We start from the raw sequence: 18,279 nt of genomic DNA, 5'->3' as shown, positions 1-18,279 counted from the left end.
TTAATATTGATAAACGCTGTAATTAATGTCATTTTATCGATATTATCAACTCAATAATAATTATAATTCACGGGACGATATGCTTAGTAAGTTATGGAATAAAAGCGCTGCTAATCAAATGGTTGGGATCGACATTGGATCGCATTCAGCCAAAGCCGTTGTACTCAGTGAAGGAAAAGACGGTTACCAATTAGACGCTTATGCAATTGAGCCGATCCCTCGCGGGGCGGTGGTTGACCGCAAAATTCAAGACATCGAAGCTGTCGGAGCCGTGGTTCGTAAAATTCGCCAACAGATTAACGCCGCGGTGCAAAATGCCGCCGTTGCCGTGTCAGGCTCTACGGTGATCACCAAAACCATCTACATGGATGTGAGTCTCACTGAAGATGAGCTCGCTAGCCAAATCGAAGTCGAAGCAGACAGTTTAATCCCTTACCCTCTCGATGAAGTCAGCTTGGACTTTGAACGCCTCGACGTTAACGAATCTGATCCAAGCAAAGTCAACGTGTTGCTAAGCGCTGCTCGAACTGAAACCGTTGAAGCTCGGGTTGCCGCCCTTGATTCCGGTGGGTTTGAAACCAAAGTGGTAGACGTCGAGTCTTATGCCTTAAGTCGCGTTGCAGAGCTTTGTATGTCGAGTTTACCGGATGACGCGGTGGATAAATCGGTCGCCTTTATTGATATCGGCGCGACCATGACATTGCTCACCGTCAATGATGGCGAGACCAGCATATACACGCGTGACCAATTGTTTGGCGCTGAGCAGTACACGCGCTCAATCGTATCGTATTACAACAAAAGCTTCGAAGAGGCTGAAAGAGAAAAAATAGCGGGTGAATTACCACCGACCTACACCTTCGAAGTATTAGCGCCGTTTCAAACCACGCTAATTCAACAAATTCGCCGTGCAATTCAAATGTATCTCACCTTTAGCGGCAAAGAGAAGCTCGATTATCTGGTTGTTTCGGGTGGCACCGCCAATATGGAAAATATTCAATAGCTGTTATCAGAGGAACTCGGTATCCATACGGTTATTGCCGATCCATTTCATCAGCTTCAGGTTAGTGCGCAGATAAATTTACAAGACTTAAGTCGTGTTGCCCCGCAATTAATGGTTGCAACGGGCTTAGCCTTAAGGAGTTTTTCATCATGCCACATATAAATCTTCTGCCTTGGCGCGAAGAGGCTCAACGTCAGCGTCAGCAACAATATTTTTCACTGCTGACTTTGTTAGCTCTGTTGAGTGCGTTAATTGTGTTTTTGATCTCCCAATACTTTCAGGCCAAGATTGACGGCCAGCGAGCGCGAAATCAATTTTTAACCAATGAAATAAAAGTGCTTGATGCTCGAATTGCTGAAATTAAAACGTTAGAGCAGCGTAAAAAAGAGCTGATCCAACGGATGACACTTATTGAGCAGTTGCAGAAAAGCCGTAACGTTGGTACCCAGGTTCTTGACGAAGTGGCAAAAATTGTTCCGGCAGGGGTTTATCTGACCAAACTGACTAAGCAAGATAACCAGTTGCTTATTGAAGGTCGAAGTGAGTCAAACAACCAACTTGCTAACTTGATTCGCGAAGTTCAAAGCTCAGTATTGCTGGCGGATGCCGAACTTGAATCGATCACCAATACCGGTAACACCAATAAGTTGCTCAGTGACTTTAAAATGACGCTACGCATTCAAGGTCTTCTTGATCAGCAATCTCTTAGTGAAGCAGGGAGCCGATAATGAAGAATATCGATTTATCAGAATTAAATGACTTAGATCTGAATAATATCGGTCAATGGCCTGCATTAGCAAAGGGCATTTTAGCCATTGTTCTGGTAGTTTTTGTTTCATATTTTGTCTACTACTTGATGGTTAGCGACAAGATCACCACGCTTGAGCAAGAAGTCGCTCGTGAACAAAAGCTAAAAACCGACTTTGAAGCCAAGTATTATGTATCGGCAAACCTTGAACTGTTTCGCGAACAAATGGAAGAAGCTGAAGAGCTTTTTTCCAATCAGATTAAGCGACTGCCTGAAAGTCATGAGACGCCAGGTTTACTCGATGACATTACTTTTGTCGGTACAACCTCAGGCTTAGACTTCAAAAAGCTCAACTGGCAACCGGAAATTCAACAAGAGTTTTATGTTGAATTACCGATTAAAGTACAGGTTGTTGGCAGTTACCACGACTTTGGTGAGTTCGTCAGTAAGATCTCAGGGCTACCGCGTATCGTCACCCTACACGACTTTTCAATTGTCAATGAAACAGCGGGTAAAGACGACAAGCTAACCTTGACCTTGCAAGCGAAAACATATCGATATAGGGAGGCTGACAAATAATGCGTATTACCAAGCCGCTATTGGCCGTGTTACCTATATTTATGTTGACGGCGTGTTTTGATGACAAGACCGATTTGCAAGAGCATATTGCTAAAATTAAAGCCTCTACGCCAAATCGCATCGAACCCATGCCGACGATTACAGAATTTAATCACTTTGATTATTCGGCATTTGCGTTGCGCAGTCCTTTTGTAGCGCCAAAACCTGAAGCAATACAGGAAAAAATGCAACAAATGTCCGATTGTCTACACCCCGATCCTCGTCGCCGCAAGCAACCATTGGAAAAATTTGCGTTGGAAAGCTTGAACATGCGTGGCACACTAGGTGAAGAGGGAATCATTTGGGCGTTGATTGAAGCGGGTGATTCAACCTTGCATAGGGTTTCAATTGGTAGTTACTTAGGCTTGTACAACGGTCGTATTACTAACGTTAGTGATGAAGAAATTATCATTGCAGAATTAATTCCCGATGGCGCAGGCTGTTGGGTAGAACGAGAAACAACCGTTTCCATGGTAGACTCGAATCAAGAGGGGCAAGGGAATTAATGTTTAGTTTTGATAGAAAAAAAAGAATAATGTCAAACCGAATTAAGCAACCATTATTAAACTCGGCGTTTGGTGCGGCGCTAGCGATCTGTTCTTTCTCAAGTATCGCACAAGGTCAGTTAAACGACATTTACTACAATACCTTGCTAAACGATGAAGTTGAATTCACCTTTGGTTTTGAGCAAGCGTTAAGCTCACCACCTCAAGTGCAAAGCTTCTCTGATCCGGCGCGCATTGAAGTAAGTTTTGACGCCGATGGATTTGTTGATCCATTGTCACAGACTCAGGTTAATCACGCGGGTGTGCAGTATATCGACGTACAACAAGTGGGCGGTAAAGTTACCGCAACTATTTTTCTCGACGAGTTGAAACTGTACGACGCTGATGTGGTTGACGGCAAGTTCGTGTTGTTGTTAAACGGCGCTTCAACGTTTGAACGCCGTGGTGTTGAAGCTGATTTAAGTGACGGTTTTATCAACAATATACAAGCCATTGATTTTCGCAAAGGCGACGGCACCAGTGGCCAAGTACTAGCCTACCTAGACGACAGTCAGTCGGCCATTGACGTCAGCAACAAACTCGGCAAAATCAATGTTGAATTTTACAACACCTCGATAATCGACGACTTGTTGTATCAATTAGATGTAACCGATTTTGGCACTGTGGTGTCTAATATTGAAACGTTTAAAGACGGCAACAACGCTCGAATTGAAATTACCACCAGTAAACCAGTAACTTACGAGCACGATCAAATCGATAATATTTTCTCTCTTACGTTAACCGAGCAAGAGGAGAAAAAATCGTATATTGAAAATGGTACAGAGTTTACCGGTAAAGCAATATCGCTAAACTTTCAAGACATTCCTATTCGCACGGTATTGCAAATTATCGCCGATTACAATGGCTTTAATTTGGTCACTAGCGATACCGTTGGCGGTAACATTACCTTGCGCCTTGACGGGGTACCATGGGACCAAGCACTTGATATAATTCTTAAAGTAAAAGGCTTGGGTAAACGTCTTGATGGTAACATCTTGATGATTGCGCCGAACGAGGAACTCGTTGCCCGTGAAGCGAAAGAACTAGAAGCGCAGAAACAGGTATCGGAATTAGCGCCGCTGTACGCAGAATACGTACAAGTGAATTACGCTAAAGCAGCCGACTTTGCCGCTTTGTTGAAAAATGAAGATACCAGCTTATTGTCTGAACGCGGCAGTGTTACCGTTGATGAGCGCACCAACACCTTGCTGATTCGCGATACCGCGAAAAGTATCGAAGATATCAAGCGTATGATGAAGGTATTGGATATTCCAATTCGCCAAGTGGTAATCGAATCGCGCATGGTAACGGTAAAGGACAATATTAGTGAAGAGTTGGGTATTCGTTGGGGCATGACCCACAACGGCAGCGACACCGCTACGTCTGGTAATTTAACTGCCGCTGACTTAGTCAATGGTACTGCTAACAATGGCATAGGTGTTGTCCCTTCTCTTAACGATCGTCTAAATGTTAATTTACCGGTTGCCGACCCAGCTGGTAGCATTGCCTTTCAAGTTGCGCGTTTAGCCGATGGCACCATTCTTGACCTTGAGCTATCGGCAATGGAACAAGAAAACAAGGGTGAAATTATCGCTAGCCCGCGGATCACCACGTCAAACCAAAAAGAGGCGTACATCGAACAAGGTACGGAAATTCCGTTTGTTCAGGCAGCGTCAAGCGGTGCGACAACGGTTACCTTTAAGAAGGCGGTTTTAGGCTTGCGCGTGACACCACAAATCACGCCGGATAATCGAATCATTCTCGATTTGGTTATCACTCAAGATACCCGTGGTGATACGGTAGCAACAGGTACCGGCGTAGCAACGGCGATTGATACCCAAGAAATAGGTACGCAAGTGTTGGTAAATAACGGCGAAACCATTGTACTTGGCGGTATTTATCAACAACAAATAATCAACGCTGTATCTAAGGTACCAGTATTGGGAGACATTCCATATCTTGGTTGGTTATTCCGAACAAATAGTGAATTTAACGAGAAAAAAGAATTACTTATCTTTGTGACGCCACGTATCGTTACAGAAACTTTTTAAATCTTAACGGTTAACGGCTTGTAAAATCAATCTGGGTTACGACAACAATGTATATGTGTTGGCTGCCCAGATTGTGTTTTTTTATAGCAGAAGCTTGCAATTAGTCTGAATAACTTGCGATAATTGCGCCCTTAATTTTATCGAGGAGAGTCCTCAATTTCCGTTAACTAACAATTTTACGAGTAGTAAAGTAAGCTCATGGCAGAAAAACGTAATATTTTCCTGATCGGCCCAATGGGAGCAGGTAAAAGCACAATTGGCAGAGAAATTGCCGACAAACTTCACCTGGACTTTTATGATTCAGACCAGGAAATTGAACGCCGTACGGGCGCAGATATTTCATGGGTTTTTGATCTAGAGGGTGAAGAAGGCTTTAGAAAACGCGAAGAAAAAGTCATTGAAGATCTCAGTGAAATGCAAGGCATCGTTCTGGCTACAGGTGGTGGTTCTGTGATCAGTGATTTAATTCGCAATCGATTATCTGCTCGCGGTATTGTGGTGTATTTAGAAACGACCATTGATAAGCAGGTAGCACGCACCCAGCGAGATCGTCGCCGTCCACTATTACAAACGGAAGAAGATTCCCGTACTGTATTAGAGCGTCTAGCTAAAGAACGCAATCCACTGTATGAAGAAATCGCAGATCACGTCGTACAAACTGACGATCAAAGCGCTAAAGTAGTCGCTAATAAAATCGTTGAGAAGTTGGATTTCTAATTACATGTCGTCATTGATAGTTGAACTCGGTTCTCGCAGTTACCCTATCTATATTGACTCCGGGCTGTTATCAAACAGCCCTATTACTTCACATATCAAAGGCAATAAAGTTTGCATTGTTACCAATGCGGTTGTTGCTGACTTATACCTAGCCTCATTGCAACAGCAGTTGACCAACTACGACGTTGATGTCGTTGTGTTAGCTGATGGGGAACAAGAAAAATCACTGGCCAATTTTGAACGAATAATGGCTCACCTTTTGTCTAAGCTGCACGGTAGAGATTCAACTTTAATTGCGCTTGGTGGCGGAGTCATTGGTGATATTACCGGCTTTGCAGCCGCGTGCTATCAGCGGGGTATTGACTTTATTCAAGTGCCCACCACGTTACTGGCGCAAGTGGATTCATCCGTTGGTGGCAAGACAGCGGTTAACCACCCGTTGGGTAAGAATATGATTGGCGCGTTTCACCAGCCTAAAGCTGTACTTATTGACGTGCAATCGCTGGTCAGTTTACCCAAGCGAGAATTTGCCGCAGGTATGGCCGAAGTGATCAAATACGGCATATTAGGCGATGTCGAATTTTTTGCCTGGCTCGAAGCCAACAAAGTCGCGATCAAGCAGGGCAACAGCTCGGTATTAGCGACGATGATCGAACGTTGTTGTCAGAACAAAGCCAATATCGTCGCCCAAGATGAAACCGAATCCGGCGTAAGAGCACTGCTTAATTTAGGCCACACCTTTGCCCATGCAATTGAAGCAGAGCAAGGCTATGGCAAGTGGCTACACGGCGAAGCCGTTGCTGCAGGTATGGTACAAGCTGCTAATTTGGCAGTCGTACTAGGTTTTATCACCTCATCGCAAGTCAAACGCATTGAACAACTGTTGCGCTATTTTGATTTACCCACCGAAGGTCCTAGCACCATGGACATTGAAAGCTATCTCAAGCACATGGTTAGGGACAAGAAAAATCTCAATGGGAAAATTCGCCTAATTATTCCAACATCTATTGGCAAAACTGAGATTTTTGATAACATAAGCCGTGAACAGTTGCAGCAAGTGATTTAAAAACACTGTGGTGATCTCAGAGCACCCTGTAGCGCCTACTTCCCCTCAGGGCATAAGCCGTATAAGAACAATACAATGACGCAAAAGCAAAGAGCCTTTCTCAAGTGGGCCGGAGGTAAATACACGCTAAGTGATACCATAGGTCAAATGCTACCTAAGGGTAAGCGTCTCATCGAACCGTTCGTCGGTGCAGGCTCCATTTTTTTAAACAGCCACTACGATCGCTACTTGCTCAATGATATTAATCGCGATTTGATTAATATCTATTTAACCCTGCAAAGCACGCCAGATAAATTTATCGCTGATTGTCGCAAGCTGTTCAGTGAGCAGTTTAATCAGGCCGAGCAATATTATCACTTGCGCAGTCAATTTAATGCATCCGACGACGCCTATCAGCGCAGCCTGTTGTTTTTATATATGAATCGCCATGGTTATAACGGTCTGTGTCGATACAACTCTAAGGGCGGCTACAATGTACCGTTTGGCAAATACAAGCGTCCTTATTTTCCTGAAAAGGAGCTGTTGGCGTTTGCTGAAAAAGCACAAGTGAGTGACTTTGTCTGTGAAAGTTATCGTCAAACCTTTGCCCGCGCTGAAGACGGTGATGTCATTTACTGCGATCCACCCTATGTGCCATTGAGTAAAACGGCCAGCTTTACCAGTTATGCAGGTAACGGCTTTGGCCTAGACGAGCAAGCGGATTTAGCCAATGCGGCTGAAGAAGTAACACGTGCGAAAAACGTCACCGTATTGATCTCAAATCACGATACGATTTGGACTCGCAAAATTTATGAGCATGCAGATCACATCAAGTCGATAAAAGTCGCCCGAACCATCAGTCAAAAAGGCAGTGCCCGTAACAAAGTCGGTGAACTACTCGCGCTTTACAAGCCCAAGCGATAGCGGCAGATCAATGCCTATGCGACGCTGATAACAGTGCGCACTACTACGAGTAACAATACGACAAATATCACCACGCCAATGACGCCGGCAATGACAAAGTGGCTCGCTTTGCCATGGTAAAAATCGCGCTGTCGATTGCGCTCGCTTTGTACGCCAATGAGGGCGGCCATTAGGCTACCAATGAGCTGTCTGAATTTCATTGTGATTGCATTTGTTGGCACTGTTATGTCTAGCATACAAGGACTAATGAAAATATCAAACAGAGCAAAGTCTTACTCCACATTTTTAACACTTACATACGGAATAAGACCCGGCGTAGCTGATGTTTAGTTGCGCTAAGCGATTGTTAAAATGACTTACTCAGACTAAATACCATTGACTCATCACCTTCAAAGGTTTCTAAGTCAAGCTCTTCTGAATTTTTAATAATCGCAACACCGACGTCGAAGCCTGCAACTTCAGCGCCATAGCCAATTTCGATGTAATCACCATCAAAGTCCTTTCCCCAGGTGCCGTAGGTGGCATAAAAGCCCTCGTACTCACCGGTTAGTGCTAAAAAATCATAGTCAGATTCTGGGATGCCCAAACCACTATCTTCTTCATGGGTACCAATGTTGTAGGAAACTGAGAACATGCCAAAACTAACACCCAGATTAAGCTCGTTGTAGGCGGAGTCGAAGTTGCCAGTGTATTGGTAGGTGGTTGCGCCGATACTCAAACCCAAGCCTGCATCGGTTTCAAAGCCGTAACCTGCATAAAGGTCAACTTCCAAGCCATCGCTTACATCAGCTGCCCAAGTGCCGATATAAAAACCACTGTTTTCATAATCCACACCTGCACTGGCAGAGGCTGTACCAGTTTGCGCGATACCGCGGAAAAAGTACTGCGAAACAACACCCACGTTGGCACTCACTTCTGCTTGTGCAATTGGCGCGGTCGCGATCAGCGAGCTAAAAGTTAAAGCGGTAGCTAAAACGGATTTGTTGATTGTGTTATTCATATTTTCACCTGTGCAAGTTGGATTTATTAAATGATTTTTTGTTCTGTTATGACTTTTGCAAACTTGATGCCAAACATCTTGAATAGGCTGAAAGCACTGATTAAACGGGGAGGAGAGATTCGTTTTAGTGATGTTTAGTGCTGTTTAGCAACGGCAAATGCGCTTTTTTAGTGCGCGATGGTCACTTTTTGTGCGGTGTTAGGTCACCTTATCCGACAATTTTGTCGTTGAGACTTCTCTAATAGCCCTTTATTTTGCTAAAGTATGCACTTTAATCAACGTAGGTTTACGCTATGTCGTCATTTTTAATTGCCCCATCGATTTTATCGGCAGACTTTGCCCGTTTGGGTGAAGACGTGACCAATGTTCTCAACGCGGGAGCAGATGTCATTCATTTTGACGTAATGGATAATCATTTTGTCCCCAACTTAACGTTTGGGCCTATGGTTTGTCAGTCGCTTCGCGACTATGGCATTACCGCACCCATTGACGTACATTTAATGGTTAAACCCGTTGACCCATTAGTACCCGCGTTTGCTAATGCTGGCGCTGATATTATTACCTTTCATCCTGAAGCCAGTGATCACGTCGATCGAACGCTACAGTTAATTAGAGATAATGGTTGTAAGGCGGGGTTGGTATTAAACCCTGCGACGCCGTTACACGTTTTAGATTACGTGATGGACAAATTGGATGTGATCTTATTAATGTCTGTTAACCCCGGGTTTGGCGGACAAAGCTTCATTCCGACAACGATCACTAAGCTGCGTCAGGTAAAGCAGCGAATCCAAGACAGTGGTTATGATATTCGCCTCGAAGTGGACGGCGGTGTCAAAGTAGAAAACATTAAAGAAATTGCCGCCGCAGGAGCAGATATGTTTGTTGCGGGTTCGGCAATTTTTGCTCAAGCCGATTATAAAGCAGTGATAGACGCTATGCGCGCCCAATTGGCGCAACTCGATCAATGCTAGCAATGTTATAAGGACAAAAAGTGACTAAGCCAATCGTATTAAGTGGATGTCAGCCATCAGGTGAGCTGACTATTGGTAACTACCTTGGTGCGTTGCGCCAATGGGTTGGAATGCAAGACGATCATCAGTGTTTTTATTCACTGGTTGATTTGCATGCAATTACCGTGCGCCAAGAGCCAGAGAAATTGCGCAATGCCGTACTAGATGGCTTAGCCTTGTATCTAGCGTGTGGTGTGGATCATCAAAAAAGCACGATCTTTGTGCAATCACAAGTGCCGGAGCACAGTCAATTAGCGTGGGTATTAAACTGCTACACCCAAATGGGTGAGTTAAACCGGATGACTCAATTTAAAGACAAGTCCAGTAAGGCCGGTGCGGATATCAACTCGGGTTTATTTACCTACCCGGTATTAATGGCCGCTGATATTTTGTTGTATTCGGCAAACCGCGTACCAGTTGGTGAAGATCAAAAGCAACACTTGGAACTCGCACGTGATATTGCCAATCGCTTCAATAATTTATACGGCGAAACCTTCAATGTTCCCGATCCGTACATTCCGGAGACAGGTGCCCGGGTGATGAGTCTACTCGACCCGTTGAAGAAAATGTCTAAATCAGATGACAATCCGGGTAATTTCATTGGTTTGTTAGAAGATCCAAAGAAAATCACAAAAAAAATCAAACGTGCCGTTACCGACTCTGATGAGCAAGCGCGCATTTATTACAACGTTGAAGAAAAGCCAGGTGTATCAAACTTGCTAAGTCTCTTGTCATGTGCAACGGGACAATCGATTGAATCGCTTGTACCTCAGTATGAAGACAAAATGTATGGCCATTTAAAAGGTGATGTAGCCGAAGCCGTTGTCGCTATGCTCGAGCCAATACAACAGCGCTACCAGCAGTATCGCAATGACCAAGCTTTCCTAAACCAAGTGATGCGAGAAGGTGCTGATAAAGCTTCAGCACATGCCAGTAACGTATTGGCGTCGGTATATGATGCGGTGGGCTTTATCGCTAAGCCCTAAAGTCGCTCAGTATTTGAATTAAAAAAAACCGCCAACAACACCTGTTGTTGTCGGTTTTTTTATCTCTACAATGGCCAGCTATTAATTACTTATTCTTATTATCGAGCTTTTCCCGTTGCTCGTTAACTTGGATGAATAATTCATCGGTGTCATTGATAAATTGCTCGGTTGAACTGGCTGTACTAAACGACAGTGCTGGCATCAGAATCGTCGCGTCGTAACTCGGATGCGGATTAAAGTCGATATTGTCACTTGCGCCTTGCAAGTACAAACCGGCAAAAATAACCGTTGTTACCAAGCCTGCGATGCGTATGCGTCGCCAACTGCTGTGGGAAAATGCGATATACAAGTTAAACCAGATCAGGCTGAAGGTGAGGACGATATACAAAACGTCAATCAGCCATTGCCAATGTACTTTGCTGGACAAGTTAAACGCTAACGTCGCATCGATGAAATCCACCAGCCAAAACAGATTGAGGATAAGAAAACTCACCCCAATTTGGCTGCCAATACGCGCCTCATTTTTATTTAAAAATGCCAAAAGTGAGCACAGTAGTGGCCACATCGCATAGGCCAAGGTAGAGAAAGACACCGACATAAACAATTGGCTGTACGGAATATCAACTTGGGTAACTTGTAAATAGGCCAAATAGTAAGAAATGAGAAAAAATAGTAATACCATGGCGATGATCATCGGCCATCGGCCACAGGCTTCGACAAATTTTTCGACTTTGGTTAACGTGATACTGGCCGCGACAGGGTGGTTGGCGAGCATAACGCGCAACTGAGTTTTACCCAAGCGAATGACGTCGCCAGAGCGAATTTGTTGCCAGTGGGTGTCAACTCGTTTACCGTCTAGGTTACTGCCATTGACGGAATCGAGATCTTTTACATACCATTGGCCATCCTGCGCTTTTAACGCTAAGTGTTCAGCACAAATATGCGGGTCAACTAAAATGAGATCATTGTGGTAGCCTCGGCCGATAGTAATCTGTTCGCTTGCGTATTTGTGGCGAGCTTTGACTTTTCGGTTACGACTTATTTCTTCAATTATTAATTCCATGTCACAGCTTCCATAAACTTGCGATTAAAGGCTTTAGCTGATTGTTGATCGACCCCAGACAGGGTGTAATGTCCGACAATCGCCTTGTTTTGCTTATCGACTGAGGCAGAAATGTAGAGAATGTCGTATAGGCCTTCATATTTGCGATAGCCGCGTACACAGTAAATGGCTTTATTGCGAATTTGCTCAGAGTTATTGGTGACGATATCATGGTGACAAGAAAACTCTGTGACATCTTCTTTTCCAGCGTTGTTACTGGCTCGAGCATCGTTGATATAGCGTTGATAAATTTGATAAAACCGATCACTGGGTAGTTGCTTTGATTCAAAATAGTGAAACTCCATATCGATGGTGCCGGTTGAAAAGGTATCGGACAGATAAATATACTCTTCCATCTGGCAGTTGGTCACCGCCTTAAACATTAACTCATCGACCAGCTGTGCATTAGAGTCCCCCCAGCAACGAATAAAATCAACCGATGTATCGGCTATTAATGCCGATGAAAACGGTTTTAATTGCCATGCAACATCCATGAGTTGGCTGTATAAATGGCGTTGGTATTGATGCAATTGAGTGGCGATTTGTTGGGTAAATGTTTGTTTTACTTGTTGGCTAAATGACGATACTAAGCTTTGTAACTTATCTACGGGTATTAAAAAGCCAATTTGATTACCCGAAGACGCGACGTTGATACCGACTACTTGTGCAAATTCATTGACCACCGGGCCACCACTCATGCCGGGGTTTACCGAGCCGGTAAAGTGTATGCGCTGATTGAAGGACTCCTTTTTAAGGCCGTTGTAGGTGCCTGGTACGACGATCATGCCTAAATCGTGAGGGTTGCCTAATGAGTAAAGCTTTTCACCTTTGCTCGGTGGTGTTTGCGCTAGTGAAAAGTGGGTATCTACAATATTGTCTTGTTTTAATACGATGGCTAAGTCATTGATAACGTCTACTGTTTTTAGTTTTAGTAGGCCTTTTTCACCAAGGTGATTTTCGTATTCGATGATGTATTTGTCAGGGTATTGGGCAAAGCCAGCAATGACGTGGTAATTGGTTGCGATATAACCCTGTTCATTTATTTGAAAACCAGAGCCTATACTGGATTTTTCTGACGTTGCCTTGTCGATTAAGCGAATTTGGAATAACGCGGGCGCAAGGTCGTGGAAGATTTGTTGCGCTTTATCTGCACCGTAGCTCACTGAGCTGGCAAGTAAACAAAGCAACAGGGCTATTAGTCTCATAAACATGTCCAAGTAAATTGAGTCGACAAAGGGTGATACACTTCACAAGCTACCCTAGTGTTATTAGGTTGAGTCACTGTCATAAAAAATTCATAAAAAGTTACAAAAATTGATTGTTCTTATTAGCTTTTTGCAAAAAGCTGGTCTAGGTTATTAGTATATAAAAACATAAATGCGCTAATTTTTCATATCATCAGTTTATCTTATTACTCCATTGGTTTAATTACACGGCTTTTTTTGTGTGAGTTAACAAACGGAGCACAGATAGCATGTGTGTATCGATGACAGCCCCCAAAAGTGAAAAAGTAGTTAGAGCAATAACAAGTGACTTGATGAGAGGGACGAATGAAACATACATTATCATTTGGCATTATGCACCAGTTATCCGATAACATTATTGAGTTGTGCCTAGATCACAATTCGCGGTTTGATCACACGTGTTACGACGAATATCGCTCTGTGATAGATAAGCACATTGAAAAGCCATACGGTGTATTAGTTAACCAAATTAATTTCTCTGACTTTGAACACTCGTTGATCGAACGGGTGCTAGAAAATGACAGTGTCAGTGCAATTGCGGCGGTTAGTTACTCACCTGACAATGATTTAGTAAACCAGCGATTTATTCGGCTATTGCGCAATAAACCCATATCCCTTAAAGCGTTTTGTGGCTACCAATTAGGACGAATGAAAGCCCAACACTGGTTAGCCTTAAACCTTACAACTCAAAATCAAAGTGCGTAAAACGAGGTAGTATGAAATTTCAGATGAGCTTTGGTGTGATCAATTTACTAAATGATCACATCGCTGAAGTGATTATTGATGAAGGCACTCATATGAGTTTGGAAATGTGCGAAGAGTACGACGAATTATTGCTAAACATATTTGATCGCCCATTTGGTCTACTTATCAATAAGTTAAATAATTACAGCTACACCTTTGAAGCGAAGCTGCACATAGCATCGCTAAGCCATTTAAAGGCCATGGCGGTGATTCATTACAATAGTGAAGCGGAACAAAAAACCAACGACTTACTGGCTTTGAGAGAGACCGATAAGTGGAATCTAAAAACCTTTTGCGGTTTGCAAATGGGACGGGAAAAAGCCATCGCTTGGTTGGATAAAGCGGTAGCAAAACACCACCAAGACAGCAACCAGCTAGCCAATAGTTTGGACAGTGATTTAGATTCCTAGGATATATTTGTATTTTCTGGCATAAGCTATTTATGGTAATAGCAAAGCAGCGTGAGCGACGTTTGTTTTTCCCAACTGAGAGAATGCTAACGCCGCTAGTGTGACAAATAGCTGTGCCATTTGGGCTGAGGCTAAAATCGTTTTACTCTGTGTTAAAACAGATCAATTTAGATGACTAAACAACACAGTTTAGTCATGATTGAAGCGATTTTATCTGTCAGTAGATGTATGACACCAAGAGCAACACGCGACAGCACCCGTGTTAGCCTGGTGATGGATAACCAAGCAGGTCTCGGTAGTAACAGCTGCACACTATCGAGTTATTTGTATTTGCTGGTCGGTAACGCTACAAAGCTAGCTGTTGTTCTATCCAGTCAATAATTAATCGCTGTCGCGCCATTAATGGTGTGAATCGTCTATAGCAGATGTAGATTGGCTCGCTCACCAGATGGTTCAATTGATGAATAGTAATATCCGCCTGATTGGTAAATGCGGAGGCGGCGTGTAGGGGTAATACGGTGAAGCCTAAGCCTCGGCACACCGGTTCTAAAATAAGGCTTATTTGATTTGAAAAGCCACGCTGCGTAATGTCGCTAAGGTGTTTGAATTGCGGGTAGTTTGCCGCCAGTAATAAATTGCCGTGATGCATTGCATCGGGGTGCGATATAAAACCTAATTTTTGTAAATTTGACCAACTGATATCGTTAATGCCAGCAGCGGTCACCAACACTAATGGCTCGGTTGCAACCTGCTGATAGATTAAGTCGGTTGAGGTGATTTGCTGAGTGATGATCCCCAAGTCACACTTTCCCGCCAGTAAACTGTCAATAATTGCGCTATTCGATGAAAATCCATAATTGATTATCAGTTGTTTGAATTGACGTTGTTTATCGAGCAAGAAAGGATACAACTTCAGACCAATACTACCCGGCGACATCAGGGTCACGCTACCACTGTGCGGATCATCTTTATTCAAGCTGTGCTCGACGGAATCTAGTGCCAGTAAGATCTCTTTTCCCTGTTTATACAGAGCCTGCCCTGCTGGCGTTAGTGAAAATGATTTACCCTGACGCAGCAACAGTTGTGTTTTTAGTGACTGCTCTAGCTTTTTTATATGCTGGCTTACTCCTGGCTGAGTCATATACAACGATTCGGCAGTTTGGGTGAAGTGACCAATATCAACCAAGGTACAAAATGTTTTTAACCACGTGGTATTTATCATAACGCTACGTAATGAAAAGTATGATAAATGATAATTTACCATGCTTTATTTTAGAGTCTATACTTTGGTTGACTTTTTAATAGGAGAATAGAGCATGTCTGCATTTCCACGCACGTTTTCACACATCGGTATTTCAGTACCAGACGTTGAAAAAGCGGTAAAATTTTACACTGAAGTACTCGGTTGGTATTTAATTATGAAACCAACAGAAATTGTTGAAGACGACAGCCCAATCGGCGAGATGTGTACCGATGTTTTTGGTGCGGGCTGGGGGCATTTTAAAATTGCTCACTTGTCTACTGGTGATCGCATTGGTGTTGAAATTTTCCAATTTGCCAATCAAGAAGATCCCAAAGATAATTTTGAGTATTGGAAAACCGGCATCTTTCACTTTTGTGTACAAGATCCAAATGTAGAAGAGTTAGCTGAAAAAATTGTTGCTGCAGGTGGTAAGAAACGCATGGAAAAACCCCGCTATTACTATCCAGGCGAAAAGCCGTACCGGATGATTTATATGGAAGACCCGTTTGGTAATATTTTAGAAATTTACAGTCACAGTTATGAGCTAACCTATTCTGCTGGGGCTTATTAATTTTTTATCAATGCCAAAGCACTGTTTGCAAACTATTTTGTAAACGGTGCTTTTTTTTGGCCCAAACAAGGGGGTGCTAATAGGCCCGTTTGTTTTTAAACTGGCTACTTATCACTTTGGCTTGATGTTGCTGTAATGCAGGTAGTAAGCTATTTACCGGGGTTTCAATCGACGTATTAATGGCGAGTATTTGCCACAATTCGAGATTAAATGGACAGTGCTCGATTAATGTTTTCAGCTGTAGCTCAAGAGCATCTAGCTCGGCATCTGGTTGTTGTACGGCAGCATAACAAAGCGCCTCAGCAAACATCGTTGGCGTAACGACAAAGGCATGTGTGCGAAAGGGCGCAATAAACTCAGCTTGGAATGCGGAGGCGCTTAACAGCCGATTTGGGGTGGGGAATTCAACGCAAATATTACCTTTTTGCATTACCTTACCAGAGCTTTGTTTAAAGCCTAAGCCAAGTAAGTGCTTTTGCAGATGCTGTCGTTGTCCAAGCGATAATATGTCATAGTCGTTGCGGACAAAGAAGTTGTCATCGTAAATCGTCAACATAGCAAAATCACAAATGGCAAAGGTATCTTTGCACGATGCTAAATTGAGTATCTCGTTAACACTAGCGTTCATTATTTGATTTGGCCCAGACCATCTAAATACCGTTAAGCATAGCAAAAACAAAAATTGACTTGCAAAGTTGCGTTTAATTGGTTGATATAAAACAACGTTTTATTTTTGTGAGGTGTTCTATGCAATCAACACAGGTTGATGGTAAACGCAGTTTTATCAATCGATTTCTCAATGGTATTGAAGTTGTCGGTAATAAAATACCCGATCCTACGGTATTGTTTTTTTGGGCCTTGATAATTGTCTGGTTGTTATCGGCATTACTGGCACAAGTCAGTTTTGACTTGGTTAATCCAAGAACCGGCGAAGCGCTGATTATTAATAATCAGTTAACTGGCGATGCGTTGGCAAGTTTTATGGCCAATATGGTACCGGTGTTTACCTCATTCGCACCGTTGGGACTGGTCTTGGTTGCGGTGCTAGGTGTGGGGGTAGCAGACTCGAGTGGCTTTATTACTACCGGGCTAAAGAAAATGCTTACCTTCACTCCAGCAAAGTTACTAACGCCGATGGTAATTTTAGTTGCCATTGTCTCACATACTGCGGCCGATGCCGGTTACGTATTGGTTATTCCTTTGGGGGGCATTATTTTTCACGCAGCAGGGCGACATCCATTAGCGGGTATTGCCGCTGCCTTTGCCGGTGTGTCAGGTGGCTTTTCTGCCAACTTTATCCCTTCCGGAATCGATCCATTATTGGCGGGCTTTACCCAAACATCGGCGCAAGTTCTCGACCCGGATTATCTGGTCAATCCGCTGGCCAATATCTTCTTTACCGGATTGAGTTCTATCCCGGTTATTTTAGTCGGTTGGTGGGTTACTGAAAAACTGATTGAGCCGCGGTTGAGCAATGTCGCCCTCAATGACGATGTTGAAGAGCCACACGATTTGGGCGAGTTTTCAGCGCGCGAAGCAAAGGCGTTTCGCTGGGCGGGTTGGTCGATGATCATTGGTATGGCCTTACTGGCGTTAGCGGTTTACCCTGACGATTCACCGTTGCGATCGCCAAGTGGTGAAATCACCGCTTTTAACGCACCATTAATGAAAATGATCGTGCCACTGATTTTTGTGTTATTTATCATTCCAGGATTAATATATGGTAAAATGGCTGGCGTATTTAACAGCTCAAACGACGTTGTCAAAGCTATGTCAAAAAGCATGGAGACCATGGCCGCATACATAGTCATGGCATTTTTCTGTGCGCAGTTTTTAGCGGCATTTGGCAATTCCAATATTGGTACGATGTTAGCACTGTATGGCGCAGAAGGATTAAAAGCCTTAAATTTACCCGGCGAAGCAACCATCGTCGGTATGATCTTGCTAACCGCATTTGTCAACTTGCTGGTTGGTTCGGCATCGGCTAAGTGGGCCCTGATTGGCCCCGTGTTAGTGCCTATGCTCATGGTTGTCGGTATTTCTCCTGAGCTGTCTCAAGCTGCTTATCGCGTCGGTGATTCAGTGTCGAATATCATTTCTCCGCTGATGGTGTATTTCCCTCTAGTGGTGGTTTATTGCCAACGCTATGTTAAGTCGACGGGAATCGGTTCCTTGGCGTCGATGATGATGCCTTATACGTTAGTGATGCTCGTGGTTTGGACGATTTTCTTATTGGTGTATTGGAGTATTGGCATCCCGCTGGGTATCCAAGCGCCATATGAATATCAGATGCCGGGCTAATCGATAAAATATCCGCATAA

19 protein-coding genes and 1 pseudogene are annotated in these 18,279 nt (G+C 43.6%); 14 read left to right on the top strand and 6 right to left on the bottom strand.

Translation table 11 applies throughout. The features are described 5' to 3' along the window. Positions 1-79: 79 nt before the first annotated feature. The 8 genes and pseudogenes from ACAY30_RS13970 (at position 80) to ACAY30_RS13935 (ending at position 7,648) form a co-directional block, all read left to right on the top strand. A pseudogene (locus ACAY30_RS13970) lies at positions 80-1,162 on the top strand (pilus assembly protein PilM). Beyond that, on the top strand, positions 1,150-1,728 hold the full coding sequence (locus tag ACAY30_RS13965; RefSeq protein WP_290251709.1) for a PilN domain-containing protein: 579 nt from the start codon (positions 1,150-1,152) through the stop codon (positions 1,726-1,728). The pseudogene ACAY30_RS13970 and the gene ACAY30_RS13965 overlap by 13 nt, the downstream one beginning before the upstream one ends. Further along, a complete protein-coding gene (locus tag ACAY30_RS13960; protein ID WP_290251708.1) occupies positions 1,728-2,327 on the top strand; it encodes a type 4a pilus biogenesis protein PilO in 600 nt (199 codons plus the stop codon). Before ACAY30_RS13965 ends, ACAY30_RS13960 begins: the two co-directional genes overlap by 1 nt. Further along, on the top strand, positions 2,327-2,872 hold the full coding sequence (locus ACAY30_RS13955) for a pilus assembly protein PilP (protein WP_290251707.1): 546 nt from the start codon (positions 2,327-2,329) through the stop codon (positions 2,870-2,872). Before ACAY30_RS13960 ends, ACAY30_RS13955 begins: the two co-directional genes overlap by 1 nt. Before the next feature lie 29 nt (positions 2,873-2,901). Continuing rightward, positions 2,902-4,962, top strand: a complete 2,061-nt coding sequence (locus tag ACAY30_RS13950; protein WP_290251706.1) for a type IV pilus secretin PilQ — start codon at positions 2,902-2,904, stop codon at positions 4,960-4,962. A gap of 198 nt (positions 4,963-5,160) precedes the next feature. Further along, a complete protein-coding gene (aroK, locus tag ACAY30_RS13945; protein ID WP_290251705.1) occupies positions 5,161-5,679 on the top strand; it encodes a shikimate kinase AroK in 519 nt (172 codons plus the stop codon). Positions 5,680-5,683: 4 nt separating this feature from the next. Next, the gene (aroB, locus tag ACAY30_RS13940) at positions 5,684-6,745 is read left to right on the top strand and encodes a 3-dehydroquinate synthase (protein WP_290251704.1); all 1,062 of its coding nucleotides are present in this window, start codon (positions 5,684-5,686) and stop codon (positions 6,743-6,745) included. A gap of 75 nt (positions 6,746-6,820) precedes the next feature. Beyond that, a complete protein-coding gene (locus ACAY30_RS13935; RefSeq protein ID WP_290251703.1) occupies positions 6,821-7,648 on the top strand; it encodes a Dam family site-specific DNA-(adenine-N6)-methyltransferase in 828 nt (275 codons plus the stop codon). A gap of 14 nt (positions 7,649-7,662) precedes the next feature. Here ACAY30_RS13935 and ACAY30_RS13930 read toward each other — a convergent pair whose 3' ends face one another. Further along, positions 7,663-7,848 (bottom strand): DUF2970 domain-containing protein, encoded by a 186-nt coding sequence (locus ACAY30_RS13930; protein ID WP_290251702.1) that lies wholly within the window; start codon positions 7,846-7,848, stop codon positions 7,663-7,665. A 146-nt stretch (positions 7,849-7,994) separates the two neighbouring features. After that, complete coding sequence (locus ACAY30_RS13925) at positions 7,995-8,648, bottom strand: TorF family putative porin (RefSeq protein WP_290251701.1); 654 nt, start codon at positions 8,646-8,648, stop codon at positions 7,995-7,997. 293 nt (positions 8,649-8,941) lie between these two features. On the opposite strand from ACAY30_RS13925, the gene rpe reads away from it, so the two are divergent. Beyond that, positions 8,942-9,619 (top strand): ribulose-phosphate 3-epimerase, encoded by a 678-nt coding sequence (gene rpe / locus ACAY30_RS13920; RefSeq protein ID WP_290251700.1) that lies wholly within the window; start codon positions 8,942-8,944, stop codon positions 9,617-9,619. Positions 9,620-9,639: 20 nt separating this feature from the next. Next, the gene (gene trpS / locus ACAY30_RS13915; RefSeq protein WP_290251699.1) at positions 9,640-10,644 is read left to right on the top strand and encodes a tryptophan--tRNA ligase; all 1,005 of its coding nucleotides are present in this window, start codon (positions 9,640-9,642) and stop codon (positions 10,642-10,644) included. A gap of 85 nt (positions 10,645-10,729) precedes the next feature. Here the strand turns inward: trpS and ACAY30_RS13910 are convergent, their stop codons facing one another. Continuing rightward, positions 10,730-11,707, bottom strand: a complete 978-nt coding sequence (locus ACAY30_RS13910; RefSeq protein ID WP_290251698.1) for an FHA domain-containing protein — start codon at positions 11,705-11,707, stop codon at positions 10,730-10,732. After that, on the bottom strand, positions 11,698-12,951 hold the full coding sequence (locus ACAY30_RS13905; protein ID WP_290251697.1) for a trypsin-like peptidase domain-containing protein: 1,254 nt from the start codon (positions 12,949-12,951) through the stop codon (positions 11,698-11,700). The genes ACAY30_RS13910 and ACAY30_RS13905 overlap by 10 nt, the downstream gene beginning before the upstream one ends. Before the next feature lie 345 nt (positions 12,952-13,296). On the opposite strand from ACAY30_RS13905, the gene ACAY30_RS13900 reads away from it, so the two are divergent. Both ACAY30_RS13900 and ACAY30_RS13895 read left to right on the top strand, forming a co-directional pair. Further along, the gene (locus tag ACAY30_RS13900; RefSeq protein WP_290251696.1) at positions 13,297-13,695 is read left to right on the top strand and encodes a phosphoenolpyruvate carboxykinase domain-containing protein; all 399 of its coding nucleotides are present in this window, start codon (positions 13,297-13,299) and stop codon (positions 13,693-13,695) included. An 11-nt stretch (positions 13,696-13,706) separates the two neighbouring features. Beyond that, complete coding sequence (locus ACAY30_RS13895; protein ID WP_290251695.1) at positions 13,707-14,144, top strand: hypothetical protein; 438 nt, start codon at positions 13,707-13,709, stop codon at positions 14,142-14,144. A gap of 346 nt (positions 14,145-14,490) precedes the next feature. Here ACAY30_RS13895 and ACAY30_RS13890 read toward each other — a convergent pair whose 3' ends face one another. Then, positions 14,491-15,366, bottom strand: a complete 876-nt coding sequence (locus ACAY30_RS13890; RefSeq protein ID WP_290251694.1) for a LysR family transcriptional regulator — start codon at positions 15,364-15,366, stop codon at positions 14,491-14,493. Between the two features lie 94 nt (positions 15,367-15,460). Between ACAY30_RS13890 and ACAY30_RS13885 the strand changes: the two genes are divergently transcribed. Then, positions 15,461-15,958, top strand: a complete 498-nt coding sequence (locus tag ACAY30_RS13885; RefSeq protein WP_290251693.1) for a lactoylglutathione lyase family protein — start codon at positions 15,461-15,463, stop codon at positions 15,956-15,958. A 76-nt stretch (positions 15,959-16,034) separates the two neighbouring features. Here ACAY30_RS13885 and ACAY30_RS13880 read toward each other — a convergent pair whose 3' ends face one another. Next, positions 16,035-16,586, bottom strand: coding sequence for a hypothetical protein (locus tag ACAY30_RS13880; protein WP_290251692.1), 552 nt, complete (start codon positions 16,584-16,586; stop codon positions 16,035-16,037). 119 nt (positions 16,587-16,705) lie between these two features. Between ACAY30_RS13880 and ACAY30_RS13875 the strand changes: the two genes are divergently transcribed. Next, a complete protein-coding gene (locus ACAY30_RS13875) occupies positions 16,706-18,259 on the top strand; it encodes an AbgT family transporter (protein ID WP_290251691.1) in 1,554 nt (517 codons plus the stop codon). Positions 18,260-18,279 lie beyond the last annotated feature (20 nt).

Origin of the sequence: Thalassotalea ponticola (assembly GCF_041379045.1) — a bacterium.
GTDB lineage: Bacteria > Pseudomonadota > Gammaproteobacteria > Enterobacterales > Alteromonadaceae > Thalassotalea_A > Thalassotalea_A ponticola.
Note: the sequence above shows the minus strand (reverse complement) of the source record. Positions and strands in the feature narration are given on the sequence as shown.

Bases quoted from the DNA above. Each gene is read 5' to 3' on its own strand.
- ACAY30_RS13950 (WP_290251706.1), top strand. From the start codon at position 2,902: ATGTCAAACCGAATTAAGCAACCATTATTAAACTCGGCGTTTGGTGCG.
- ACAY30_RS13890 (WP_290251694.1), bottom strand. From the start codon at position 15,366: ATGATAAATACCACGTGGTTAAAAACATTTTGTACCTTGGTTGATATT.
- ACAY30_RS13930 (WP_290251702.1), bottom strand. From the start codon at position 7,848: ATGAAATTCAGACAGCTCATTGGTAGCCTAATGGCCGCCCTCATTGGC.
- ACAY30_RS13895 (WP_290251695.1), top strand. From the start codon at position 13,707: ATGAAATTTCAGATGAGCTTTGGTGTGATCAATTTACTAAATGATCAC.
- ACAY30_RS13880 (WP_290251692.1), bottom strand. From the start codon at position 16,586: ATGAACGCTAGTGTTAACGAGATACTCAATTTAGCATCGTGCAAAGAT.
- ACAY30_RS13955 (WP_290251707.1), top strand. From the start codon at position 2,327: ATGCGTATTACCAAGCCGCTATTGGCCGTGTTACCTATATTTATGTTG.
- aroK (WP_290251705.1), top strand. From the start codon at position 5,161: ATGGCAGAAAAACGTAATATTTTCCTGATCGGCCCAATGGGAGCAGGT.
- ACAY30_RS13965 (WP_290251709.1), top strand. From the start codon at position 1,150: ATGCCACATATAAATCTTCTGCCTTGGCGCGAAGAGGCTCAACGTCAG.
- ACAY30_RS13905 (WP_290251697.1), bottom strand. From the start codon at position 12,951: ATGAGACTAATAGCCCTGTTGCTTTGTTTACTTGCCAGCTCAGTGAGC.
- ACAY30_RS13885 (WP_290251693.1), top strand. From the start codon at position 15,461: ATGTCTGCATTTCCACGCACGTTTTCACACATCGGTATTTCAGTACCA.
- rpe (WP_290251700.1), top strand. From the start codon at position 8,942: ATGTCGTCATTTTTAATTGCCCCATCGATTTTATCGGCAGACTTTGCC.
- ACAY30_RS13875 (WP_290251691.1), top strand. From the start codon at position 16,706: ATGCAATCAACACAGGTTGATGGTAAACGCAGTTTTATCAATCGATTT.
- ACAY30_RS13910 (WP_290251698.1), bottom strand. From the start codon at position 11,707: ATGGAATTAATAATTGAAGAAATAAGTCGTAACCGAAAAGTCAAAGCT.
- ACAY30_RS13935 (WP_290251703.1), top strand. From the start codon at position 6,821: ATGACGCAAAAGCAAAGAGCCTTTCTCAAGTGGGCCGGAGGTAAATAC.
- ACAY30_RS13925 (WP_290251701.1), bottom strand. From the start codon at position 8,648: ATGAATAACACAATCAACAAATCCGTTTTAGCTACCGCTTTAACTTTT.
- ACAY30_RS13960 (WP_290251708.1), top strand. From the start codon at position 1,728: ATGAAGAATATCGATTTATCAGAATTAAATGACTTAGATCTGAATAAT.
- aroB (WP_290251704.1), top strand. From the start codon at position 5,684: ATGTCGTCATTGATAGTTGAACTCGGTTCTCGCAGTTACCCTATCTAT.
- ACAY30_RS13900 (WP_290251696.1), top strand. From the start codon at position 13,297: ATGAAACATACATTATCATTTGGCATTATGCACCAGTTATCCGATAAC.